This is a genomic window from Streptomyces dryopteridis (genome assembly GCF_049606955.1).
Lineage (GTDB): Bacteria > Actinomycetota > Actinomycetes > Streptomycetales > Streptomycetaceae > Streptomyces.
In genome coordinates this window covers 3,582,870-3,602,674 of the sequence record NZ_CP187113.1, presented here as the reverse complement: position 1 = coordinate 3,602,674, position 19,805 = coordinate 3,582,870, and the positions used below count along the sequence as shown (strand labels likewise).

At 74.3% G+C, this 19,805-nt stretch carries 14 protein-coding genes; 1 reads left to right on the top strand and 13 read right to left on the bottom strand.

Translation table 11 applies throughout. From position 1 onward, the window contains the following. Positions 1-27 precede the first annotated feature (27 nt). The 13 genes from ACN20G_RS15425 to rsmI form a co-directional block, all read right to left on the bottom strand. Complete coding sequence (locus ACN20G_RS15425; RefSeq protein ID WP_424215521.1) at positions 28-738, bottom strand: helix-turn-helix transcriptional regulator; 711 nt, start codon at positions 736-738, stop codon at positions 28-30. 269 nt (positions 739-1,007) lie between these two features. Beyond that, positions 1,008-1,427, bottom strand: coding sequence for a hypothetical protein (locus ACN20G_RS15420; RefSeq protein WP_424213354.1), 420 nt, complete (start codon positions 1,425-1,427; stop codon positions 1,008-1,010). 230 nt (positions 1,428-1,657) lie between these two features. Next, positions 1,658-3,469 carry a PQQ-binding-like beta-propeller repeat protein gene (locus ACN20G_RS15415; RefSeq protein ID WP_424213353.1) on the bottom strand — a complete coding sequence of 604 codons (1,812 nt, stop codon included), beginning with the start codon at positions 3,467-3,469 and terminating at the stop codon, positions 1,658-1,660. A 94-nt stretch (positions 3,470-3,563) separates the two neighbouring features. Beyond that, a complete protein-coding gene (locus ACN20G_RS15410; protein WP_424213352.1) occupies positions 3,564-5,450 on the bottom strand; it encodes a PQQ-binding-like beta-propeller repeat protein in 1,887 nt (628 codons plus the stop codon). A gap of 164 nt (positions 5,451-5,614) precedes the next feature. Further along, positions 5,615-7,336 (bottom strand): PQQ-binding-like beta-propeller repeat protein, encoded by a 1,722-nt coding sequence (locus ACN20G_RS15405; RefSeq protein WP_424213351.1) that lies wholly within the window; start codon positions 7,334-7,336, stop codon positions 5,615-5,617. Between the two features lie 171 nt (positions 7,337-7,507). Continuing rightward, entirely contained in the window at positions 7,508-9,319 is a 1,812-nt protein-coding gene (locus ACN20G_RS15400; protein ID WP_424213350.1) for an ABC-F family ATP-binding cassette domain-containing protein, read from the bottom strand. Between the two features lie 26 nt (positions 9,320-9,345). Continuing rightward, on the bottom strand, positions 9,346-10,770 hold the full coding sequence (locus ACN20G_RS15395) for an acyltransferase family protein (RefSeq protein ID WP_424213349.1): 1,425 nt from the start codon (positions 10,768-10,770) through the stop codon (positions 9,346-9,348). A gap of 99 nt (positions 10,771-10,869) precedes the next feature. Continuing rightward, positions 10,870-11,793, bottom strand: coding sequence for a 4-(cytidine 5'-diphospho)-2-C-methyl-D-erythritol kinase (locus ACN20G_RS15390; protein ID WP_424213348.1), 924 nt, complete (start codon positions 11,791-11,793; stop codon positions 10,870-10,872). Beyond that, positions 11,790-12,722 carry a 16S rRNA (adenine(1518)-N(6)/adenine(1519)-N(6))-dimethyltransferase RsmA gene (rsmA, locus tag ACN20G_RS15385; RefSeq protein WP_424213347.1) on the bottom strand — a complete coding sequence of 311 codons (933 nt, stop codon included), beginning with the start codon at positions 12,720-12,722 and terminating at the stop codon, positions 11,790-11,792. The genes ACN20G_RS15390 and rsmA overlap by 4 nt, the downstream gene beginning before the upstream one ends. Next, positions 12,719-14,602, bottom strand: a complete 1,884-nt coding sequence (locus ACN20G_RS15380; protein WP_424213346.1) for a ubiquitin-like domain-containing protein — start codon at positions 14,600-14,602, stop codon at positions 12,719-12,721. Before ACN20G_RS15380 ends, rsmA begins: the two co-directional genes overlap by 4 nt. 111 nt (positions 14,603-14,713) lie before the next feature. Beyond that, a complete protein-coding gene (locus tag ACN20G_RS15375) occupies positions 14,714-15,619 on the bottom strand; it encodes a TatD family hydrolase (protein ID WP_424213345.1) in 906 nt (301 codons plus the stop codon). A 275-nt stretch (positions 15,620-15,894) separates the two neighbouring features. Further along, positions 15,895-16,473: a hypothetical protein gene (locus tag ACN20G_RS15370; RefSeq protein WP_424213344.1), complete on the bottom strand. Its 579-nt coding sequence runs from the start codon at positions 16,471-16,473 to the stop codon at positions 15,895-15,897. A 160-nt stretch (positions 16,474-16,633) separates the two neighbouring features. After that, on the bottom strand, positions 16,634-17,494 hold the full coding sequence (gene rsmI, locus ACN20G_RS15365) for a 16S rRNA (cytidine(1402)-2'-O)-methyltransferase (RefSeq protein ID WP_424215520.1): 861 nt from the start codon (positions 17,492-17,494) through the stop codon (positions 16,634-16,636). Positions 17,495-17,838: 344 nt separating this feature from the next. Here rsmI and ACN20G_RS15360 point away from each other — a divergent pair, with 344 nt between their 5' ends. Next, complete coding sequence (locus ACN20G_RS15360; RefSeq protein ID WP_424213343.1) at positions 17,839-19,641, top strand: dolichyl-phosphate-mannose--protein mannosyltransferase; 1,803 nt, start codon at positions 17,839-17,841, stop codon at positions 19,639-19,641. Positions 19,642-19,805 lie beyond the last annotated feature (164 nt).

Below are 19,805 nucleotides of genomic sequence, written 5' to 3'. Positions count from 1 at the left end.
CCCCGGTCCCCGCCCCGGCCCGATCCCCTACGGCCTCTGCGCCGGGGCGTGCGCCGGTGCCGGGGCGGAGTACACGGGCAGGGCGCGGTCGAGGAGCCCGGTGCGGGCGGCGAGGGCGGCGGCCTCCAGCCGGGAGCCCACGCCCAGTTTCATCAACACCCGCTGCACGTGGGTGCGGGCGGTGCTGGGGGCGATGTCCATGCCGGCGGCGATGCCCCGGGTGTCCTCGCCCTCGGCGACCCGCACCAGCACCTCCACCTCGCGCGGGGTGAGCAGGGCCAGCAGGCGGCTGCCCTCGTCGTCGGGTTGGGCCGCCGGGTGCAGCAGGTCGGCGAACGCGCCCTGGAGCAGTTGCGGGGAGACGGCCGCCTCCCCCGCGCGGGCCTTGCCCAGGGCCCGTTCCACGCCCTCGATCCGTTCGTCCTGCCGGACGTACCCGCAGGCCCCGGCGGCGAAGGCGGCGGCGATCCCGCGCGGGCTGGGCACGGGCCCGAGGACGACGACGGCGATCTGCGGTCTCTCCCGGCGGATCCGGGACACGGGCTCGAAGACCCCGGGGCCGGCCGGGTCGGCCGTGCCGAACAGGCAGACCTCCGGGGCGCGGCCGATGACCAGGTCGGCCGCGCCGGCGGCCGGGGCCGTCGCCGCGAGGACCCGGTGCCCGCGCAGTTTGAGGGCCGACGCGAGCGCCTCGGCCAACAGCCGGTGCTCGTCGACGACCACGACCCGTACGCCCATCGCCTGTACCCACCCCATCCTTCTGCCCCGGCAAGTTACACGCTTGTTCGACGGTGCGGGCCGTTACCGAGCAGAAGCCCCCGAAAGGTCATTCCCTTCGGGGGCTTCCCGGTCACGCGCCGACGGCCACGGATTTCGCACCCGCACCGCCCCGCCGGCCGAACCACGTCACTTGGCGGTGAACAACGCCCCCCAGGGCCGCGGTTCGGACGTGGGCGAGGATGCGCGTGACACGACGCGTGTTCAGCTCCGGGGAGAGCGGCCGGGGTCTAGCCGGCTTGGATCGGGTTCTCCATCACCCGCGATGAGTAGCAGTCCTCGATGTTGTCGTTGGCAACCCTGATCTTGCAGACCCGGAAGTACACCGAGTAGACGTTGCTCTGTCTCAGGTACGTCCTCCACTCGGCGGACGCCTTCCCGCTGGGGATGACCCGCAACTGCCCGTTCCCGTCGTTGATGACGAGGCGGATACCGATGGCAAAGCCGTCGGTCTTACGATCCTGGGCGGTGATCAGGATCGGGTCGATACCGTCGTATCTCCACCCGAGGACCACCCGCCCGTAGAACGCGGGATCCTCGACGGTGGCCTCGGTGATCTGTCCGGCCGCCGCCGCAGGGCCGGCTGCGAGTGGGGTGAGAAGGGTGGCCAGAGCCGCCGCGGCGGCGACGAGGCCGGTCTTGATGCGCAAGGATCCCCCAGAGGAAACATGGTGGCTGGAGCCGAACACTTTAGCTCGGATCCAATTGGGTTTGCCCATGCGTCAACATGCCTCATCTGCAGCGATGTTCACCGTTTCGGGAACTTTGGACCGGGCCCACCGTCCGGGTACCGCGCCCTTCGCACCCGCCGATCACGCCGACGGGTGGCGACGAAGGGGAACGCGCGGGACGGTGGGGTCTAACGGAGATCCGGACTACGTCACTTGGCGGTGAACAGCGCCCCCCAGGGACGCGGTTCGGATGTGGAGGAGGGCTTGCTGAGAATCTGCTTGGACATGGCGAGCCGCCCATTGCGGTAAACGATGTCGTCGGAGTCCATGTCGAAGCGGCCCGAGACCAGCTGGGACTTCAGATCGGTGGGCAGCTTCAGCAGGGTGGTGACCTTCATGGTCTTGCCGTCGATGCTGACGATCTCGCCGCTCTGGCTGTAGTCGGGGGCCTTGTAGGCGATGACGTTCGGGCCGTCCATGCGCATCGGCTGGAGGAGCAGGCCGGCGCCGGCCTCGACGCGGTCGGAGGTCTGCTTGCCGGTGGCGAGGTCGAAGGAGACCAGTTCGTTGGTGTCCTTCTTGGCGTCGCCGTCGACGGTGTGCTTCACCGAGGGCAGGTAGAGCTTGCCGTTGCCCACGGTCATCAGCCGGCAGTCCTCCGCGTACGTGTCGCAGTCGGGGTCGTAGGCACCCGAGGTCAGCGAGATCTTGGAGGTGAGGGCACCCGTCTCGGAGACGACGAACAGGTCGGAGACCCCGCTGCCGTTCTTCGCACTCTTGTTGGCGTTCACCGCGATCACAAGCGGGTTGGTGGAGACGATGACGGGGTCCTTGAGACCCGGAGTCAGCCGGTAGGTGGACTTGGGGGCGCCGCTGACCGGGTCGAGGACCTCGACGCGGTAGGCCGGGTCCGCTTCGCCGCAGCGGCGGACCACGGCGAGGGCGGGGCCACCCGCGTAACCGGTGTCCGCGCAGTTCTCGGCGTCGACCTTGGGGGCCCAGCGGGGCTTGCCGTCGTTGAGGTTCCAGGCCCCGCCGCCCGAGAGGCCGGCGGCGGCGACGGTCTCCCCGCTGACGGTGACCCCGTCGAGGCGAAGCGGCTCGTCACCGCCGAGTTCGCCCGGGCCCAGTTGGGCCTTCCACAGCAGCTTGCCGCCGGCCAGGTCGACGACCCCGACGGTGTTGCACGAGGGGACCTTCTTCTTCTCCGTGGGCATGGCCTCGCGGAAGACGACCGCTGCCTTGTCGCCGGTGACGTGGGGGGAGACCCCGCAGACCGCGCCGGTGAGGGGGACCTTCCACTTCTCCTTGCCGGTGTCGAGGTCGTAGCCGACGATCCCGTCGGGGGCGGCCTTGGCGAAGGTGGTGTCGGTGAGCCAGGAGCCCTTGGTGTCGGCGTAGTCCCACTTCAGCTCGGGCTGCGCGAGGGTGAAGGTCATCGCGGCGGCGGTGTTGGCGGGGACCTGCTCGCGGGCCGGGCCGGTCTCGCCGCCGGGGGCCTTGGGGTCGGCGGAGGGAGAGGCGGAGTTCTGGGGCGCGGCCACGGGCCCGGTGTCCTCGCGGTTGCCGGAGTACCAGAAGCCGGCGCCGATGATCAGCGCGCAGCAGACGGCGGCGGCGGTGACGATCGCGAGTTGGTCGCGCTTCTCCTTCGGCGTCCGGCCGCCGCTCGCGGCGGGCCGCGCGGGCACGGTGGGGGCGCCGAAGCCGGGCGTGGTGGGGGGCTGGGGCGGGAAGCCGTACCCGGCGGCCTCGGGGGTGGTGGGCGGCTGCTGCGGGTAGCCGTAGGCCGGCGGGCCGGGGGGCACGGGGGCGCCGGGCGGGACGACCGGCGGGGTGGGGGCGGGGCCGGGGGTGACCTTCCCGAAGGGCATGGTCGAGGGGTCCGTCGGCGGCTGCGCGGGCGGCGTGGGCGGCTGCGCGGGGCGGTCGGGGCCGGTGGGCTGCCCGGACCGGGGGTCGGGGGCGCCGAATCCGGCGCGCGGGTCACGCGGGTCCTGCGGGGGCGGCGGGGTGCTCACGGTCTCGGGTCTGCCTCTCGGCTCGCTGCTGTGGGGAGGGCGGGAACGGGGTGCGGTGACGGGGGTGGCGCGGGCCGGGGCGGCCCGGGCGGGGTCACGGGCCGAAGACCATCACGAGATTCTCCTTCTCCTCCGCGGCCTGTTCGCCGAGCAGCGAGGCCGCGCCGACGATCAGGCGCCGGCCGTCGGTGGTGACGACCGGGTCGATGATCCGGCGTTCCAGGTCGACCGTGGACTTCGGGTTCTTCAGGACGGTGGTGAACGTGTCGCCGTCGACGGGGACGGTGACGAGTTCCCCGGGTTCCGTCTTCGAGGGCTTGAGGTAGGCGTAGAGCTTGCCGTCGATCACCCGCAGGGGTTCGAGGTCGCGGCCCGAGGGGTGCTTGAGGCGGCGTTTGACGGCGCCGGTCGCGAGGTCGAAGACGAAGGACTCGGTGACCGTCGCGGCGTCGCTGTCCTTGCCCGGCATGAAGAGGGTGTCGGAGGCGCGGTCGAGGACCACGCCCCGGCAGGTCTGGAGGCTCTCGTCGTCGGTGCCGTACTTGCAGGCCGGTCCGAAGGCGCCGTCGGAGCGCAGTTGGGAGCGTTCCTTCCCGTTCGCGTCGTACACGCCGACGCCCCGGTTGCCGGTGGCGTTGCTGCGGAAGTCCACGATGGTGGGGTTGACGGCGTAGACCTGATCGATGACGTAGTCGCCACTCTTGGGCGCGAAGCGCCAGGTCACGTTCCCGGTGGCCGGGTCGATGCCCTGGATCTCCATCTTGTCCTGGGTGCACAGCCCCGCGGCCACGAGGGAGGTTCCCTGGGCGGCGTACTTGTAGGGGGTGCACGGCTTCTGTTCGAGGTGCGACCACGCCTTCTCGCCGGTGCTCACCTTGTAGGCGCTGACGACGATGGCCCGGTTCACGGTGACGAGGTCGCCGGTGATGCTCAGCGGCAGTCGGCCCTCGGGCATGTCGAACTTGTGCTCCTGCACGAGCTTCCGGGTCCAGCCGACCGTGCCGTTGGTCAGGTCCAGGGAGCGGATCTGGTCACAGACGGCGTCCTCGGTGGTGCCGGTCTTGTAGGCGACGACGATCTTGTGGTCGGCGGTGGTCTGCTGGGTGAGGCCGCAGAGGGTGTTGGGGAGTTTGTGGCGCCAGCGGACGGCGCCGTCGGCGAGCGCGTAGGCGGTGACCTGGTCGTGCAGGGTCTTGACGAGGGTGTCGCCGACGAGCCACTGCCCCTCGGAGTTCCCGCCGGCGCCGGGCAGCGCGATGGTGTTCTGCCGGGACCACAGCAGTTCGGCCTCGCCGGGGCCGCGTCGGGCGTTGTAGGTGTCGACGGGCACGAGGCCCTTGGCGTCGTCGGGTCCGGGCGCGGCCGAGGGGGGCGGGGCGGCGGGGGCGCTGGGGGCGGCGGCCCCCTTCGCGGGCACGGGGGCGCCGGCGCCGTTGACCGCGGCGTACCAGGTGCCGGCGCCGAAGACGAGCAGGCCGACGATCGCGGCGGCGAGCAGGGCGGTGGGACGCCGGTGCCGGGCCGCGACGGGCACGGGCGGGGGCGTGACCGCCGGGGGTGGGACGAGCGGGCCGCTCCAGGACGGCACGGGCGGCGCGGGCACGGTCGGCGGCAGCGGGACGCCGGCGGCGGGCGCGGGCGCGTGCGGCGGGCCGGGCACGGGCGGGACGCCGGCGGCGGGCGCGGGCGCGTGCGGCGGGCCGGGCACGGGCGGGGCGCCGGCGGCGGCGCCGGGCGCGCTCGGGGGGCCGGGGTACGGGCCGGGCGTGTTCGGGGTGCCGGGGCGCGGGCCGGGCACGGGCGGGGGGCCATACGGGGTCGCCGGGGCCGGGGTCGCCGGGGGCGGGGTGTCCGCGTTCGCGTACGGGTTGGGGCCGGTGACGGGGGCGGTGGGCGGCGGGCCGGGCAGGTGGGCGTAGCCGTCGGGGGCCCGCTCGGGGTCCTCGTGGGGGCCGGCGGGATGGTGGGGCGGGGTGCTCATGGGGACGGTGGGGACCTCTCGTGCTGCGCGGGCCGTCGGGGGCGGGCGGACGCGCGGGATCGTGGCCTTCGGCGGCCGGCGCGCGGGGTGGGGGCCCGGGCGCGCACGGGGGCCGGGAACGGGCGGGGCCGCGCGGCCGGTGGTGCGCCGCGCGGCCCGGGCCGTCACTTGCCGAAGACCATCAGGACCTTCTCCTTGCCGTTGCTGCCCTCGCCGAGCAGCCACGAGGTGCCGACGACGAGGTGTCCGCCGCCGGTCTGGACGATCGCGTCGCGGAAGCCGGATTCGACGGCCGCGCCGCGCACCGGGTTCTTCAGGACGGTGTCGAAGGAGCCGCCGGAGACGGGGATGGTCAGCAGTTGCCCGCCGGCCGTCTTGGTGGCCTCCAGGTAGACGTTCAGCTTGCCGTCGGTGACGGACAGCGGCATGAGGGTGCGGTCGTTGCCGTACGATTCGCGCCATTTCGCCTGGCCGGTGGTCAGGTCGAAGGCGACGATCTCGTTCGCCTTCTTGATCTTGAAGCTGGTGGCCATGAACAGGGTGTTCGTGGCCTTGTCGACGGCGACGCCCCGGCAGTTCTGCAGGCCCCGGTCGTTGATGCCGTAGCCGCACTTGGGGGTGAAGTCGCCGTCGGCGCGCAGCTGGGAGCGCTGGGTGCCGTCGCTGTTGAGGACGACGACGCCGCGCTTCTTGGTCTTCTCGCTGCTGACGTCGACGATCACCGGGTCCACGGAGTAGAACCGGTCCACCTTGTAGTCGCCGGGCGGGGTCCAGGTCCAGGTGGTCTTGCCGGTGAGCGGGTCGGCGCCCTGCACGTTCTGCTTGTCCACGGAGCAGAGGCCGGAGTTGACGAGGGTGGTGCCGTCGGAGGCGTACTTGTAGGGCGGGCACTTCTCCTCGCCCTTGCGGACCCAGACCTTCTCGCCGGTGCTGACCTTGAAGCCGCTACTGGGGCCGGTCCGGGAGACGGCCACGACGTCCCCGGCGATGACCATCTCCAGCGTGGTCATCATGTCGAACATGCTCTCCTTGGGGACCTCCTTGGTCCACCCGGCGGTGCCCTTGGTCAGGTCGAGCATGCGCATCTGGTTGCAGTCGGCGTTCGTCGTCGTGCCGTTCTTGAAGGCGGCGACGATCTTGCCGTCCTTCGTGGCCTGCGAGGTCATGCCGCAGGGCGCGGTGGGCAGTTCGAGGTTCCAGCGGACCTTGCCGTCGGCGAGGCCGTAGGCGGTGACGGACTTGTAGAGGGACTTCACGACGGTGTCCCCGATGATCCACTGGCCCCAGGAGTCCCCGCCGCCGCCGGGGAGTTGGATGTCGTTGATCTTCAGCCAGTTCACCCGGCCCTCGTCGGGGGCGCGGCCCTCGTTGAACTCGGCGGCGGCGGCGCCGGTGCCCTTGCCGTCGCCCGCGTCGGGCGTGGCGGACCCGGAGGGCTTGGGGGCGGCCGGGGTGCTCGGGGCGGCGACCGGCTTGGCCGGCTTCTCGTCCTCGGTCCCGAACACGAACCAGGAGCCGAGGCCGACGAGGAGCAGCCCGACGGTGCCGGCCGCGATGATCGCGTTGCGCCGCCCCTTGCCCCCGCCGGAACCGCCGGAGCCGCCCGGGCCGCCGGGGCCGGTCGCGGGCTGGTGCGGCGGGTACCCGTACCCGGGGGCCGTCGGCGGCTGCTGCGGGTACCCGTACCCGGGTCCGGCCGGCGTCGTGGGCGGTTGCTGCGGCGACGACTGCGGGTACCCGTACCCGGGGGTCGCGCCGGGCGCGGGCTGGGCGTAGGGGTTCGGCCCGGCCGGCGGGAACTGCTGTCCGCCGGGCGGGGGGCCCGGGAGGTGGCCGTAACCCTCGGGCACGGGAGGCTGATTCGGCGGCGGGGGCTGCTCGGGCATCTCTCGGACCTTCGGATCGGCAGGCGGGCTGGCGCGGGACCGAACCTTTCTACCACCCGTCACGGACGCGAAGACGGGCCGGTCGCGCCCTGTGCCCAAGGGCGAACCGGCCCGTGACGTGGTCGTTATCCGGCCGGCGGGCGGTCAATTCGCCCCGGACCCGGCCGAAACTCACGCGTCCTCGGCGAGCTCCAGCCAGCGCATCTCCAACTCGTCGCGCTCGGAGAGCAGTTCCCGCAGCTCCGCGTCGAAGCCCGCGACCTTCTCGAAGTCGGTGGCGTGCTCGGCGATCTTCGCGTGCAGTCCGCTCTCGCGGTCGGCCAGCTTGTTGAGCTGCCGCTCGATCTTCTGGAGCTCCTTCTTCGCGGCCCGCGAATCGGCGGCGTTGCTCGTCTTCTCGGCGGCGGCGGCCACCGCGGCCGGGGCCGGGGCGGGGGCCGCGGCGGCGAGCATCCGGCCGCGCCGCTCCAGGTACTCGTCCAGGCCGCGCGGCAGCATCCGCAGGCTCTGGTCGCCGAGCAGGGCCATCACCGTGTCGGTGGTGCGCTCGATGAAGAACCGGTCGTGGGAGATCACGATCATGGAGCCGGGCCAGCCGTCGAGGAGGTCCTCCAGCTGGGTCAGGGTCTCGATGTCGAGGTCGTTGGTGGGCTCGTCGAGGAAGAGCACGTTCGGCTCGTCCATCAGCAGCCGCAGGATCTGCAGCCGGCGGCGCTCGCCACCGGAGAGGTCCCCGACCGGGGTCCACTGCTTCTCCTTCGTGAACCCGAACTGCTCGCACAGCTGCCCGGCGGTCAGCTCCCGGCCCTTGCCGAGGTCCACCCGGTCCCGGACCCGCTGCACCGCCTCCAGCACCCGCAGCGAGGGGTCGAGCTCGCCGACCTCCTGCGAGAGGTACGCCAGCTTGACGGTCTTGCCGACGGTGACCTTGCCGGCCGCGGGCTGCGCGTCGCCCTGGGTGCGGGCCGCCTCGGCCAGCGCCCGCAGCAGCGAGGTCTTGCCCGCGCCGTTCACGCCGACCAGGCCGATCCGGTCGCCCGGGCCCAGCTGCCAGGTCAGGTGCCGGAGCAGGGTCTTGGGGCCGGCGGTGACGGTCACGTCCTCCAGCTCGAAGACCGTCTTGCCCAGCCGCGAGTTCGCGAACTTCATCAACTCGGAGGTGTCCCGGGGCGGCGGCACGTCCGCGATCAGCGCGTTCGCGGCCTCGATGCGGAACCGGGGCTTGGAGGTGCGGGCGGGGGCGCCGCGCCGCAGCCAGGCCAGTTCCTTGCGGACCAGGTTCTGCCGCTTGGTCTCCTCGGTGGCCGCGATCCGCTCGCGCTCGGCCCGCGCGAACACGTAGTCGCTGTAGCCGCCCTCGTACTCGTGCACGGCGCCGCGCTGCACGTCCCACATGCGGGTGCAGACCTGGTCCAGGAACCACCGGTCGTGGGTGACGCAGACGAGCGCGGAACGCCGCTCGGAGAGGTGCTTGGCCAGCCAGGAGATGCCCTCGACGTCCAGGTGGTTGGTGGGCTCGTCCAGCACCAGCAGGTCCTGCTCCTCGATGAGGAGCTTCGCCAGCGCGATCCGCCGCCGCTCGCCACCGGACAGCGGCCCGATCACCGTGTCCAGGCCCTGCTCGAACCCGGGCAGGTCCAGCCCGCCGAACAGGCCGGTGAGCACGTCGCGGACCTTCGAGTCACCCGCCCACTCGTGATCGGCGAGGTCCCGGATGATCGCGTGCCGGATCGTCGCCTTCGGGTCCAGCGAATCGTGCTGCGTCAGCACCCCGATCCGGGCCCCGCCCGTGTGGGTGACCCGGCCGGTGTCGGGTTCCTCCAATCGCGCCAGCATGCGGATCAGGGTGGTCTTGCCGTCGCCGTTGCGACCCACGACACCGATCCGATCCCCCTCGGACACGCCGAGGGAGACACCGTCAAGCAGGGCACGGGTTCCGTACACCTTGCTGACAGCCTCGACATTGACCAGATTGACGGCCATCCACGCACTCCAGGGAAAGGGATCGATCAGCCCTTCACCCTAACCGTTCGGTCGGGCGTGTCGGCGGCGGAGCGTTCCACCAACAGCAGGCCCACCACCGCGGCGGCGATCGCGACCGGCGCCGTCACCGGCACGACGATCAGCGTCGCGCTGTGCCCGGCCAACAATCCGCCCAGCCCCGTCAGCGACAACCCCAGCACCCCCAGCAGCGCCAACACGGCCCCCAGCGCCGCCCGCGCCCCCGGCCACGGCCCGCTCCCCCGCCGGGGCCCCGCCCCCGCCCCGGCCCGCGCCGGACGGGCCGCACGCGCCGCCGGCGGGCGTTCGAACCGGCGGAACACCGCCACCAGCCCCGCCGTCACCGCCGCCGCGCACACCAGCCGTACCGGCAACTGCGCCCACCACGCCCCCGTCGCCGGCTCCGGCAGCGCCGGCCCCAACGCCAGCTGCACGCCGTACACGCCGAGCATCGCCGTCAGGTGCCACAGGAACGCCGTCATCGCGAACCCGTTCGCGAGCACCACCACCCGCCACGCCCGGGGCCGCGCGAGCAGCCGGCCGGCCGGACCGCGCAACAGCTCGGCCGCCCCGGTCAGCCACAGCCCGTGGCAGAGCAGGGCCAGGGTCGGCGGCGCCATGTTCGACACCTTCTCCCCCGGCATCCCCACCATCGACAACGGATACGGCCCGAACCCCACCAACACCACAGCCCCCACCAGCCCCGCGACCGCGAGGAGCGCGGGCCGGGCGGGGCGCACGAGCCGGCCGTCGGCCCGCAGGAAGCCCAGCTGGTGCACGGCGAGCCAGACGAACGCGAAGTTCAGGAAGGCCACGAAGGGCACCCCGACCGCGAACCGCAGCACGTCCACGGCCACCGCCGCCCCCACGAGCGCCCCGAACGCGCCCCACCTCCAGCGCTCGTGCGCCCGCAGCAACAGCGGGGCCAGGGCCACCATGGCCAGGTAGATCCCGATGAACCACAGCGGCTGCGTCACCATCCGCAACGCCGCCCCGCTGAGCCCCCGCCGGCCGATCCCGGCGAGCGCGGCGACCAGCGCGAACAGGGTCCACACCGCCACGAACACCAGCGTCGGCCGCAGCAGCCGGCGCGTGCGGGACCGCAGGAACAGGGCGTAGTGCGAGGGCGCGTCCGGCTCCCGCCGCACCAGGGACCGCCAGGCCAACGCGTGCGAGAACCCGCCGACGAAGAAGAACAGCGGCATCACCTGCAACACCCAGGTGAGCACCTGGAGCCCCGGCAGCACGGCCAGCAGGTTGCCGACCCCGGTGCCGCTGACGGCGGCCATCAGCCAGTGCCCGAGCACGACGACCGCGAGGGAACCCACCCTCAGCAGATCGGCGTACCGGTCCCGACCGGCGGGCGTGCGGGCGTCGACCTCGGCGGCCGTGGGGGCACGCCGGGCGCGGGCGGTGGATGTGGTCTCGGCCATGCCCCCACCGTGCCGGGCCCGGGGGACCCGGCACATGGGTGCACATACTCAAATAGAAAGGGGCCTCAAATACGCAGGGGCCTCACATACGCAGGGGCCTCAGCCGAGGACCGTCGCGCCCGGGGCCGGGCCCGAGGCCATGCGGGTGGCCCGCACGGTGGGCTCCGCCGCGAGCGCCGCCGCCACCTTCTCCGCCGTGCCCACGTCCCGCACCAGGAACGCCGTGGTCGGGCCCGAGCCCGAGACCAGCGCGGCCAGGGCCCCGGCCGCGCGGCCCGCCTCCAGGGTCGCGGCCAGTTCCGGCCGCAGGGACAGGGCCGCCGGCTGGAGGTCGTTGACGAGGACCGCCGCGAGCCGGTCCGGGTCGCCGGAGGCCAGCGCCTCGGTCAGGCCCGGCGCGAGCACCGGCTCGGGCACCTGTGTCCCGGCCGTCAGCCGGTCGAACTCGCCGAACACGGCCGGGGTGGACAGCCCGCCGTGCGCCACGGCGAACACCCAGTGGAAGACGCCGGAGTCCAGCGGGGTCAGGTGCTCCCCGCGCCCGGTGCCCAGGGCGGCGCCACCGAGCAGGCTGAACGGCACGTCGGAGCCGAGTTCCGCGCACAGTTCGTGCAGCACCTCGCGCGGGGTGTCCAGGCCCCACAGCCGGTCGCAGGCCAGCAGGGCCGCCGCGCCGTCGGCGCTGCCGCCGGCCATGCCGCCGGCGACGGGGATCCGCTTGACGATCCGCAGGGACACGTCCGGGGCGATGCCGGCGCGGGCGGCGAGGAGTTCGGCGGCGCGGGCCACGAGGTTGCCCCGGTCCAGGGGCACCTGGTCGCTGTCGGGGCCCTCGCAGCTCACGGTGAGCTCGCCGGGGGCGGCCGGGGCCGCGGTGACCTCGTCAAAGAGGTCGACGGCGAGGAAGACGTTGGCGAGGTCGTGGAAGCCGTCGGGGCGGGCGGCGGCCACCGACAGCTGCACGTTCACCTTCGCGGGGGCGCGGACCGTGACGGCGCGCGCGGGCCCGGCGGGGGCGCTCACGCGCCCGCGCCGGAGCGTTCGGGGGCGGCCGCCGCGCCCTCGGGCTTGTGCTCGGCGATCGCCGCGAACTCCTCCACGGTCAGGGCCTCGCCCCGGGCCTGCGGGGAGACCCCGGCGGCCACGAGGGCGGCCTCGGCGGCGGGCGCGGAGCCGGCCCAGCCGGACAGGGCGGCGCGCAGGGTCTTGCGGCGCTGGGCGAACGCGGCGTCCACGACGGCGAACACCTCGTGCTTGGGGGCGCTGGTGCGGACCGGTTCGGCGCGGCGGACCAGGGAGACCAGGCCGGAGTCCACGTTGGGCGCGGGCCAGAACACGTTGCGGCCGATGGCGCCGGCGCGCTTGACGTCGGCGTACCAGTTGGCCTTGACGGAGGGCACCCCGTAGACCTTGTTGCCGGGGCGGGCCGCGAGCCGGTCGGCGACCTCGGACTGCACCATGACGAGGGTGCGTTCGATGGTCGGGAAGCGGTCGAGCATGTGCAGCAGCACCGGCACGGCCACGTTGTACGGCAGGTTCGCCACGAGCGCGGTCGGCGCCGGGCCGGGCAGTTCCCGCACGAGCATCGCGTCGGAGTGCACGAGGTCGAAGCGGCCGGCGGCCTCGGGCATCCGGGTCTCGATGGTGGCGGGCAGGGCGGCGGCGAGCACGTCGTCGATCTCGACGGCGGTGACGTGCGCGGCGGCCTCCAGCAGGGCCAGGGTCAGCGAGCCGAGCCCGGGGCCGACCTCGACGACCACGTCCTCGGGGCGCACGTCGGCGACGCGCACGATCCGGCGGACCGTGTTGGCGTCGATGACGAAGTTCTGGCCCTTCTGCTTGGTCGGGCGGACGCCGAGGACCTCCGCCAGCTCGCGCACGTCGGCGGGGCCGAGAAGGGCGTCGGGGGCGGCGTCGACGGCGGGCTGGGGGGGCTGCTCTGCGGTGCTCACCGGTAAAGCCTACGGCCGCAGTGCGGCCAGGGACTCGCCCCCCGCTGCGTGAACAGCTTCTTCGCCCGGTAGGTCTGCTCCCCCGAGGACGCCTGGTGGGGGCGGCCGGCGCCACCGAGGCCCCGCCAGGTGCCGTCGTCGAACTGGTAGAGCCCGCCGTAGGTGCCGGAGGGGTCCAGGGCGCCGGGCCGGCCGCCGGACTCGCAGTGGGCGAGGGCGGACCAGTTGAGGTGGTCGGCGCCGGCGACGGAGTTCGGCATGGGTTTGGTGCCGACCCGGATCCGGCGGGTGACGGGCTCGCGGACGATCTCCTCGGCGGTCTTGCGGGGCTTGTCCTTGACGCCGTTGACGGTGCGCAGGCTGTAGGTGACGCGGCGCAGGCCGGTGCGGCCGGGCTGTTCGACGACCTCGGTGCCGGTGAACACGGAGGAGTCCTTGATCCGCTCGGTCTCGAAGGGGATGACCTCCTCGGCGACCTCGCGGCTGCCGGAGACGCGGAGCACGGTGACGGTCTGGCCGTCGCGCGGGAAGGACCCGGGGTCCACGGAGGTGGTGTCCTCGGCGCCGAGGGTGATGCCGGCCTCTTCGAGGGCCTCGCGGACGGTGGCGGCGTTGGTGCGGATGGTGCGTTCGCGGCCGTCGGCCATGAACGTGATCCCGCGTTCGGTGCGCACCTGGAGGGCGAGGCCGGAGCGGGGGATGGCGGCGGAGCGGGACGCGGACAGGTAGGCGCCCTCGGCGCGGACGCCGAGCTGGCGCAGGGCGCCGTCCACGTCGCGGGCGGTGGTCCACACGCGGCGGCTCTCGCCGTCGAGGGTGAGGGTGACGGGGCGGCCGTAGCGGACCACGATCTCGTCGCCGTCGTCGATCTCGGTCTCGGTGCCGGGGGCGACGAGGTCGTGGCCGCCGACCCCGAGGTCCTCGTCGTCGAGGAGTTCGCCCACGTCGTCGGCGAAGGTGTGCAGGCTGCGGGGGACGCCGTCCACGGTGAGGGTGACGGTCTTGTCGGCGGCGACGAACGCGGAGGTGCCGCCGGCGAGGACGGCGACCACGAGGGCCTGCGGGACCAGCCGCCGCCAGCCGTCCGGTTTGCCACCGCCGGCCGGGGCGCCCGCGCCGGTCGTGGCGGCGCCGGCGCGCCGGCCCCGGCCCGCGGCCCGGCCGCCCTGCCGGCCGATCCGGCCGCCGGCGCCCTCGTCGGCGGGGCCGGTGGGGGCGGCGGCGGGTCCGCCCTTGCCGCGCCCGCGCCGGGCGGCGGCCCGCCCGCCGGGCCGGGGACCGGGCAGCGCGCCGGGGTCGGTGGCGGGGCCTGGGTCGCCGTCGGCGGGTGGCGGGGGCACGAAGGTGAAGGGGTCGGCGGGGGCGCCCCCGGCCGCCGCGAACGGGTCAGGGGCGAAGGGATCCGGCGCGAGGGGCCCGGCGGGGAAGGCGTCCGGCGCGAAGGGATCGGCGGGGAAGGTGTCGGCGGGGAAGGAGTCCGTCGGGAAGGACGCCCGGGCGAAGGGGTCGGCCGCGAGGGGCTCCGCCCCGAAGGGGTCCGCGAGTCCCGGGGCCGTCGGGTCGAAGGGGGCGCCGGATCCGGCGGGGACCGGCACGTACGGCAGGTCGTACGCCTGCGGCTCGTACCCCTCGGGCCGGTACCCGCCCGGCTCCCCCGGGTCGAAGCCCGGGTCGAAGGCCGGCGCCGCCGGGCCCCAGGAGCCGTCCCCGCCCGGCCAGGGCACGGGGCCGCCGACCGGCGGGGCCTGGTCGGGCAACATACCCACGGCGCCGCCCTGGCCCCATCCGCCGCCCGGCTCGGGCGGCCAGGGCCCGGGTTCCGGCGGCACCTGACCGGGCGCGGGGGCCGGCGGGTCGGCGTACGGCTGGGTGTCGCTCACGACGGTCGCTCCCCTGGCTCCGGCCCCTTGTGGGTACGGGCACGGCACCCTAGCGGAGCGACCGTCACTCTCCCAACCCGGAGCGTCACCCAGCGTGTCGAAATGAGCCGATCAGTAGTCGAACGCGACGGCCGTGTTGGCGGCGAGCGCGGTCGCCATGGCGTCCTCGTCGATCCCCCGGACGGCGGCCATCGCGCGGACGGTCAGCGGGATCAGGTACGGGGCGTTGGGGCGGCCCCGGTAGGGCGCGGGGGTGAGGTAGGGGGCGTCGGTCTCGACGAGGACGCGGTCGAGGGGGGAGACGGCGAGGGCCTCGCGCAGGGCGCCGGCGTTCTTGAAGGTGACGGTGCCGGCGAAGGAGAGGTAGTAGCCGGCCCGGGCGCACTCGCGGGCCATGTCGGCGTCGCCGGAGTAGCAGTGGAAGACGGTCCGCTCGGGTGCGCCCTCCTCGCGGAGCACCCGCAGCACGTCGGCGTGGGCGTCGCGGTCGTGGATCACGAGCGCCTTGTTCTGTCGCTTCGCGATCTCGATGTGAGCGCGGAAGGACCGTTCCTGGGCGGCCTTGCCCTCCTCGCCGGTGCGGAAGTAGTCGAGGCCGGTCTCGCCGACCGCCTTGACCTGGGCGAGCCCGGCCAGCTTCTCGATCTCCACGAGCGCCTCGTCCAACGCCGCGTCCCCACCGGCCGGCCGATGCCCCTGCCGCGACCACCCTCCCGCAGGGTCGCCGTGCACGATGCGGGGGGCCTCGTTGGGGTGCAGGGCCACGGCCGCGTGCACGTTGGCGTGCGCGGCGGCGGTCTCGGCGGCCCAGCGCGAGCCCCGGATGTCGCAGCCGACCTGCACGACGGTGGTCACGCCGACCGACGCGGCCTTGGCCAGGCCCTCCTCGACGGTGCCCGCCTGCATGTCCAGGTGGGTGTGCGAGTCGGCCACCGGCACCCGCAGCGGGGCGGGGAGCGGCGGCGGGACGTTCTTGTCGGAGGCGCCGGAGGAGGCGGCGGAAGAGGACTTGGCCATGCCCCCGATCCTAGGCCGGACGCGGTCGGGGCGAGGCCCGGGCGTGGGCGTGGGCGTGTGCAGGGCCGGGGCGGGGGCGTGGCGGCGGGGGCGTGGGCGCCACCCGGGTCGGGAGGGGGCGGGCGACCCGGGCGTGCCCTGATCGGGAGGGTCCGGACCCCTGTCCGGAGACGGGGACGGGGAGCCGGACCGGCCGCGGGCGGACGGGCGGCGCGGGGGCGGGAACGGGGTCGGGGCGCGTGCGGCACGTCCCGACCCCGCTTCCGTCGCGCGTCTCAGCCCTCGCGGCGGCCCAGCGCGGCCATCAGCCGGGCCCAGAGGCCGCGTCGGACCGTCGCCGGTTCGCCGGCGGAGGGTCCGGCGGCCTCCGCCGGGTCCATCGCGGCCCCGGCCGGGGCCTGTCCGCCGACCGGGCCGGCCGCCGGGGCCGTGCCGGGCGCGGTCTCGGCGATGCGGCGCGCGATCCGCCGCCGGTGGTGCAGCTGGTCCATCATGCCGAGCACCGAGGAGACCTGGCCGGAGCGCATGATGCGCACGACGTGGCCCCCGCAGTTGAGGCAGGTGGGGCTGGACAGCGGCGAGGGCACCCGTTCGCCCCGGACCGTGTAGACGATGAAGGGCTGCCCGCGCCCGTCCCGGTGGTGCTCTATCTCGTAGTCCTGCTCCCAGCCGTGCCCGCACTTCATGCAGGCGAAGGCGTACGCCTCGTGCACGGTGGGGGCGGCGGCGGGCGCGGGGGTCGCGGTGGCGACCGGGCGGGTCGCGGTGGCGGCGGGCGGGATCGGGGCGGGGGCGGTCACGGTCGCCGGGGACGCCGGTCGGGCGTCCTGCGGGATGTCTGCGCTGTCACTCATGCCAGCTCCTTCGGTCCGCTGGAGTCACTTTCCAGTGGACTCCTCGCCGGGCGGGAGCGCATCGGCCGCTGTCGAAGAATGGGCGATCTTTGGCGGGTTCATTCCCGAACCGGCCGTCGCCCGGCCCGACCTTTGCCTTTCAGATTATCCCTTTACCATTTCACGGCATCTTTTGTGCCGCGTTCTTTGCCGCCACCACCGCGTCGAAGACCTGCCGCTTGGGCAGCCCCACCTCGGCCGCGACCGCCGCGATCGCCTCCTTGCGCCGCTCCCCCGCCTCCTCGCGCACCCGCACCCTGCGCACCAGCTCGGCGTCGTCCACGTCGCCGGGGCTCGCGGCCGGCGCGCCCTCGACCACGATCGTGATCTCGCCGCGCACCCCCTCGGCGGCCCACGCGGCGAGCTCGCCGAGACCGCCGCGCTTGACCTCCTCGTAGGTCTTGGTCAGCTCGCGGCAGACGGCGGCCCGCCGGTCCGGGCCGAAGACCTCGGCCATCGCGGCCAGGGTCGCGTCCAGCCGGTGCGGGGCCTCGAACCACACGAGGGTGCGGCGCTCGTCCGCGACCTCCTTCAGCCGCGAGATCCGCTCGCCGTTCTTGCGGGGCGGGAAGCCCTCGAAGCAGAAGCGGTCCACCGGCAGGCCCGACATCGCGAGCGCGGTCAGCACGGCGGACGGGCCGGGCACGGCCGTGACGCGGACGCCCTTCTCGACGGCCGCCGCCACCAGCCGGTAGCCGGGGTCGGACACGGAGGGCATCCCGGCGTCCGTCACCAGCAGCACCCGCGAGCCGGCCAGCAGCGCCTCGACCAGCTCGGGGGTGCGCGCGGTCTCGTTGCCCTCGAAGTAGGAGACGACCCGGCCGGTGGTGTACACGCCCAGGCCCTGGGTCAGCCGGCGCAGCCGCCGGGTGTCCTCGGCGGCGATCACGTCGGCGCGCTCCAGCTCGGTCGCGAGCCTGGGCGGGGCGTCGGCGAGGTCCCCGATCGGGGTGCCGGCCAGCACGAGCACCCCGCCGGGCAGGTCGGCGCCGCGCCGGGACCGCCCGGCGGACACGCCACGGGCGTCGTGCGCGTCGTTCTCGTCGGCGTCGGCGTCGGCGTCGGCGTCGGCTTCGGCTTCGGGGTCGGGGTCGGCGTCGAGGTCGGGGTCGCCGGGCTCGTCCTCCTCCGGGGCGCCGGCGGCGTCGAACGCGGTGTCGTCCGCGAGGTCGGGGTCCGGGGCGAACGCGGCGTCGTCGGGGGCGGTGGCGGGGGGCTTCGTGGTCACCGTCCCATCCTCTCAGCCCGCCGCCGGAGCACGTCCCGGGCGGAGCGCGCCGTCGTCGTGCCTGTGTTTCCCGGGGGCCGGTTCCCTACGATGACCCGGTGACCAGTACCGCGACGCCGCAACCCAGCCCCGCGGGCAGCCCGTCCGCCGACGCCGACGGGCCCCCCGACCCGGCCGGGGGCGCCCGGCGGGGCGAACGTGCCGCCGAGCCCGCCGCGTGGGTGCGCGGACTGCGCCGGTTCGGCTACGTGCCCCCCGGCGACCGTCCGCACGCGGACGTGCGCGACCGGCTCGTGCCCGGGTACGCGCGCCCCTCGGCGCAGACCTGGGCCGCCCTCGGGATCCGGCCCGGCCGGCAGGACCTCGCGCTGCGGGTCATGGCGTGGCTGGGGCCGCTGGTCGTGGCCGTGCTCGCCGGCGTGCTGCGGTTCGTGCACCTGGGCAGCCCGAAGGCGGTGATATTCGACGAGACGTACTACGCCAAGGACGCGTGGGCCACGATCCGGCAGGGCTTCGAGGCCAACTGGCCCAAGGACGTGGACAAGGCCATCCTCGCCAACCCGGACGGGGTGGCGCTGCCCCTGGACCCGGGGTACGTGGTGCACCCGCCGGTGGGCAAGTGGGTGATCGGGCTCGGCGAGTGGATGTTCGGCTTCGATCCCTTCGGCTGGCGGTTCATGACGGCGGTGCTCGGCACCCTGTCGGTGTTCATGCTGTGCCGGATCGGCCGCCGCCTGCTGCGCTCCACCTTCCTGGGCTGCCTGGCCGGCCTGCTGCTGGCCGTGGACGGCCTGCACCTGGTGATGAGCCGCACCGCCCTCCTCGACCTGGTCCTGATGTTCTTCGTGCTGGCCGCGTTCGGCGCGCTGCTCGTCGACCGGGACCAGGCCCGGGCCCGGCTCGCCGACGCCCTCCCCGTGGACGCCGAGGGCCGCACCCGGCCGGACGCGGTGATCGCCGAGACCCTGCGCCTGGGCCGGCGGCCGTGGCGGTGGGTGGCCGGCATCAGCCTGGGCCTGGCCTTCGGCACGAAGTGGAACGGGCTGGTGGTGCTGGCCTTCTTCGGCATCCTGACCGTGCTGTGGGACGCCTCCGCGCGCCGGGTCGCGGGCGCCGGCGCCCCGTACGCGGCGATGCTGCGCCGGGACGCGCTGCCCGCGTTCCTCTCGACGGTGCCCACCGCGATCGTCGTCTACGTGCTGTCCTGGTCGGGCTGGATCCTCTCCTCCACCGACGGCAAGGGCGGCTACTTCCGCAACTGGGCGGCCACCGAGGACCGGGGCAGCTCCCTGTCCTTCCTGCCCGAGTGGCTGCGCAGCCTGTGGCACTACGAGACCGAGGTGTACAAGTTCCACGTGGGCCTGACCTCGGGCCACACCTACGAGTCCAACCCGTGGTCCTGGCTGGTGCTGGGCCGGCCGGTCTCCTACTTCTACGAGTCCCCGGCCCCCGGCAAGGACGGCTGCCCGGCCACGGAGACCCAGAACTGCGCCCGCGAGGTGCTGGCCCTGGGCACCCCGCTGCTGTGGTGGGCGGCGTGCGCGGCCCTGCTGTACGTGCTGTGGCGCTGGGCGTTCCGGCGCGACTGGCGGGCCGGGGCCATCGCGTGCGGCGTGGCGGCGGGCCTGCTGCCCTGGTTCAACTACCAGGAGCGGACCATCTTCTACTTCTACGCCGTGGTCTTCGTGCCGTACCTGTGCCTGGCGGTGGCGATGATGATCGGCGCGCTGCTGGGCCCGGCCGGGTCCTCGGAACGCCGGCGGGCGGTGGGCGCGATCGGGGCGGGCGTGCTGGTGCTGCTGATCGTGTGGAACTTCATCTACTTCTGGCCCATCTACACGGGCCAGACCCTCCCCATGGACTCGTGGCGCGGCCGCATGTGGCTGGACACCTGGATCTGAGCCCCGGGCCCCGGGGCGGGTGTTCCACCGGTCGGCACGGGTCGACGCGGGCCGGGAAACCTGACACTCCGCCCGTTTGACCGAACCCGCCGGGACGAACGGACCGTTCCGGGCAAACCATGCCATCACCCGCCCCGAGAACTGTCGATATCGACCGAAAGGGA

What these genes read in the sequence shown, in the direction of transcription:
- ACN20G_RS15425 (WP_424215521.1), bottom strand. Translation starts at nt 738, where the DNA reads ATGGGCGTACGGGTCGTGGTCGTCGACGAGCACCGGCTGTTGGCCGAG.
- ACN20G_RS15410 (WP_424213352.1), bottom strand. Translation starts at nt 5,450, where the DNA reads ATGAGCACCCCGCCCCACCATCCCGCCGGCCCCCACGAGGACCCCGAG.
- ACN20G_RS15405 (WP_424213351.1), bottom strand. Translation starts at nt 7,336, where the DNA reads ATGCCCGAGCAGCCCCCGCCGCCGAATCAGCCTCCCGTGCCCGAGGGT.
- ACN20G_RS15400 (WP_424213350.1), bottom strand. Translation starts at nt 9,319, where the DNA reads ATGGCCGTCAATCTGGTCAATGTCGAGGCTGTCAGCAAGGTGTACGGA.
- ACN20G_RS15395 (WP_424213349.1), bottom strand. Translation starts at nt 10,770, where the DNA reads ATGGCCGAGACCACATCCACCGCCCGCGCCCGGCGTGCCCCCACGGCC.
- ACN20G_RS15375 (WP_424213345.1), bottom strand. Translation starts at nt 15,619, where the DNA reads ATGGCCAAGTCCTCTTCCGCCGCCTCCTCCGGCGCCTCCGACAAGAAC.
- ACN20G_RS15370 (WP_424213344.1), bottom strand. Translation starts at nt 16,473, where the DNA reads ATGAGTGACAGCGCAGACATCCCGCAGGACGCCCGACCGGCGTCCCCG.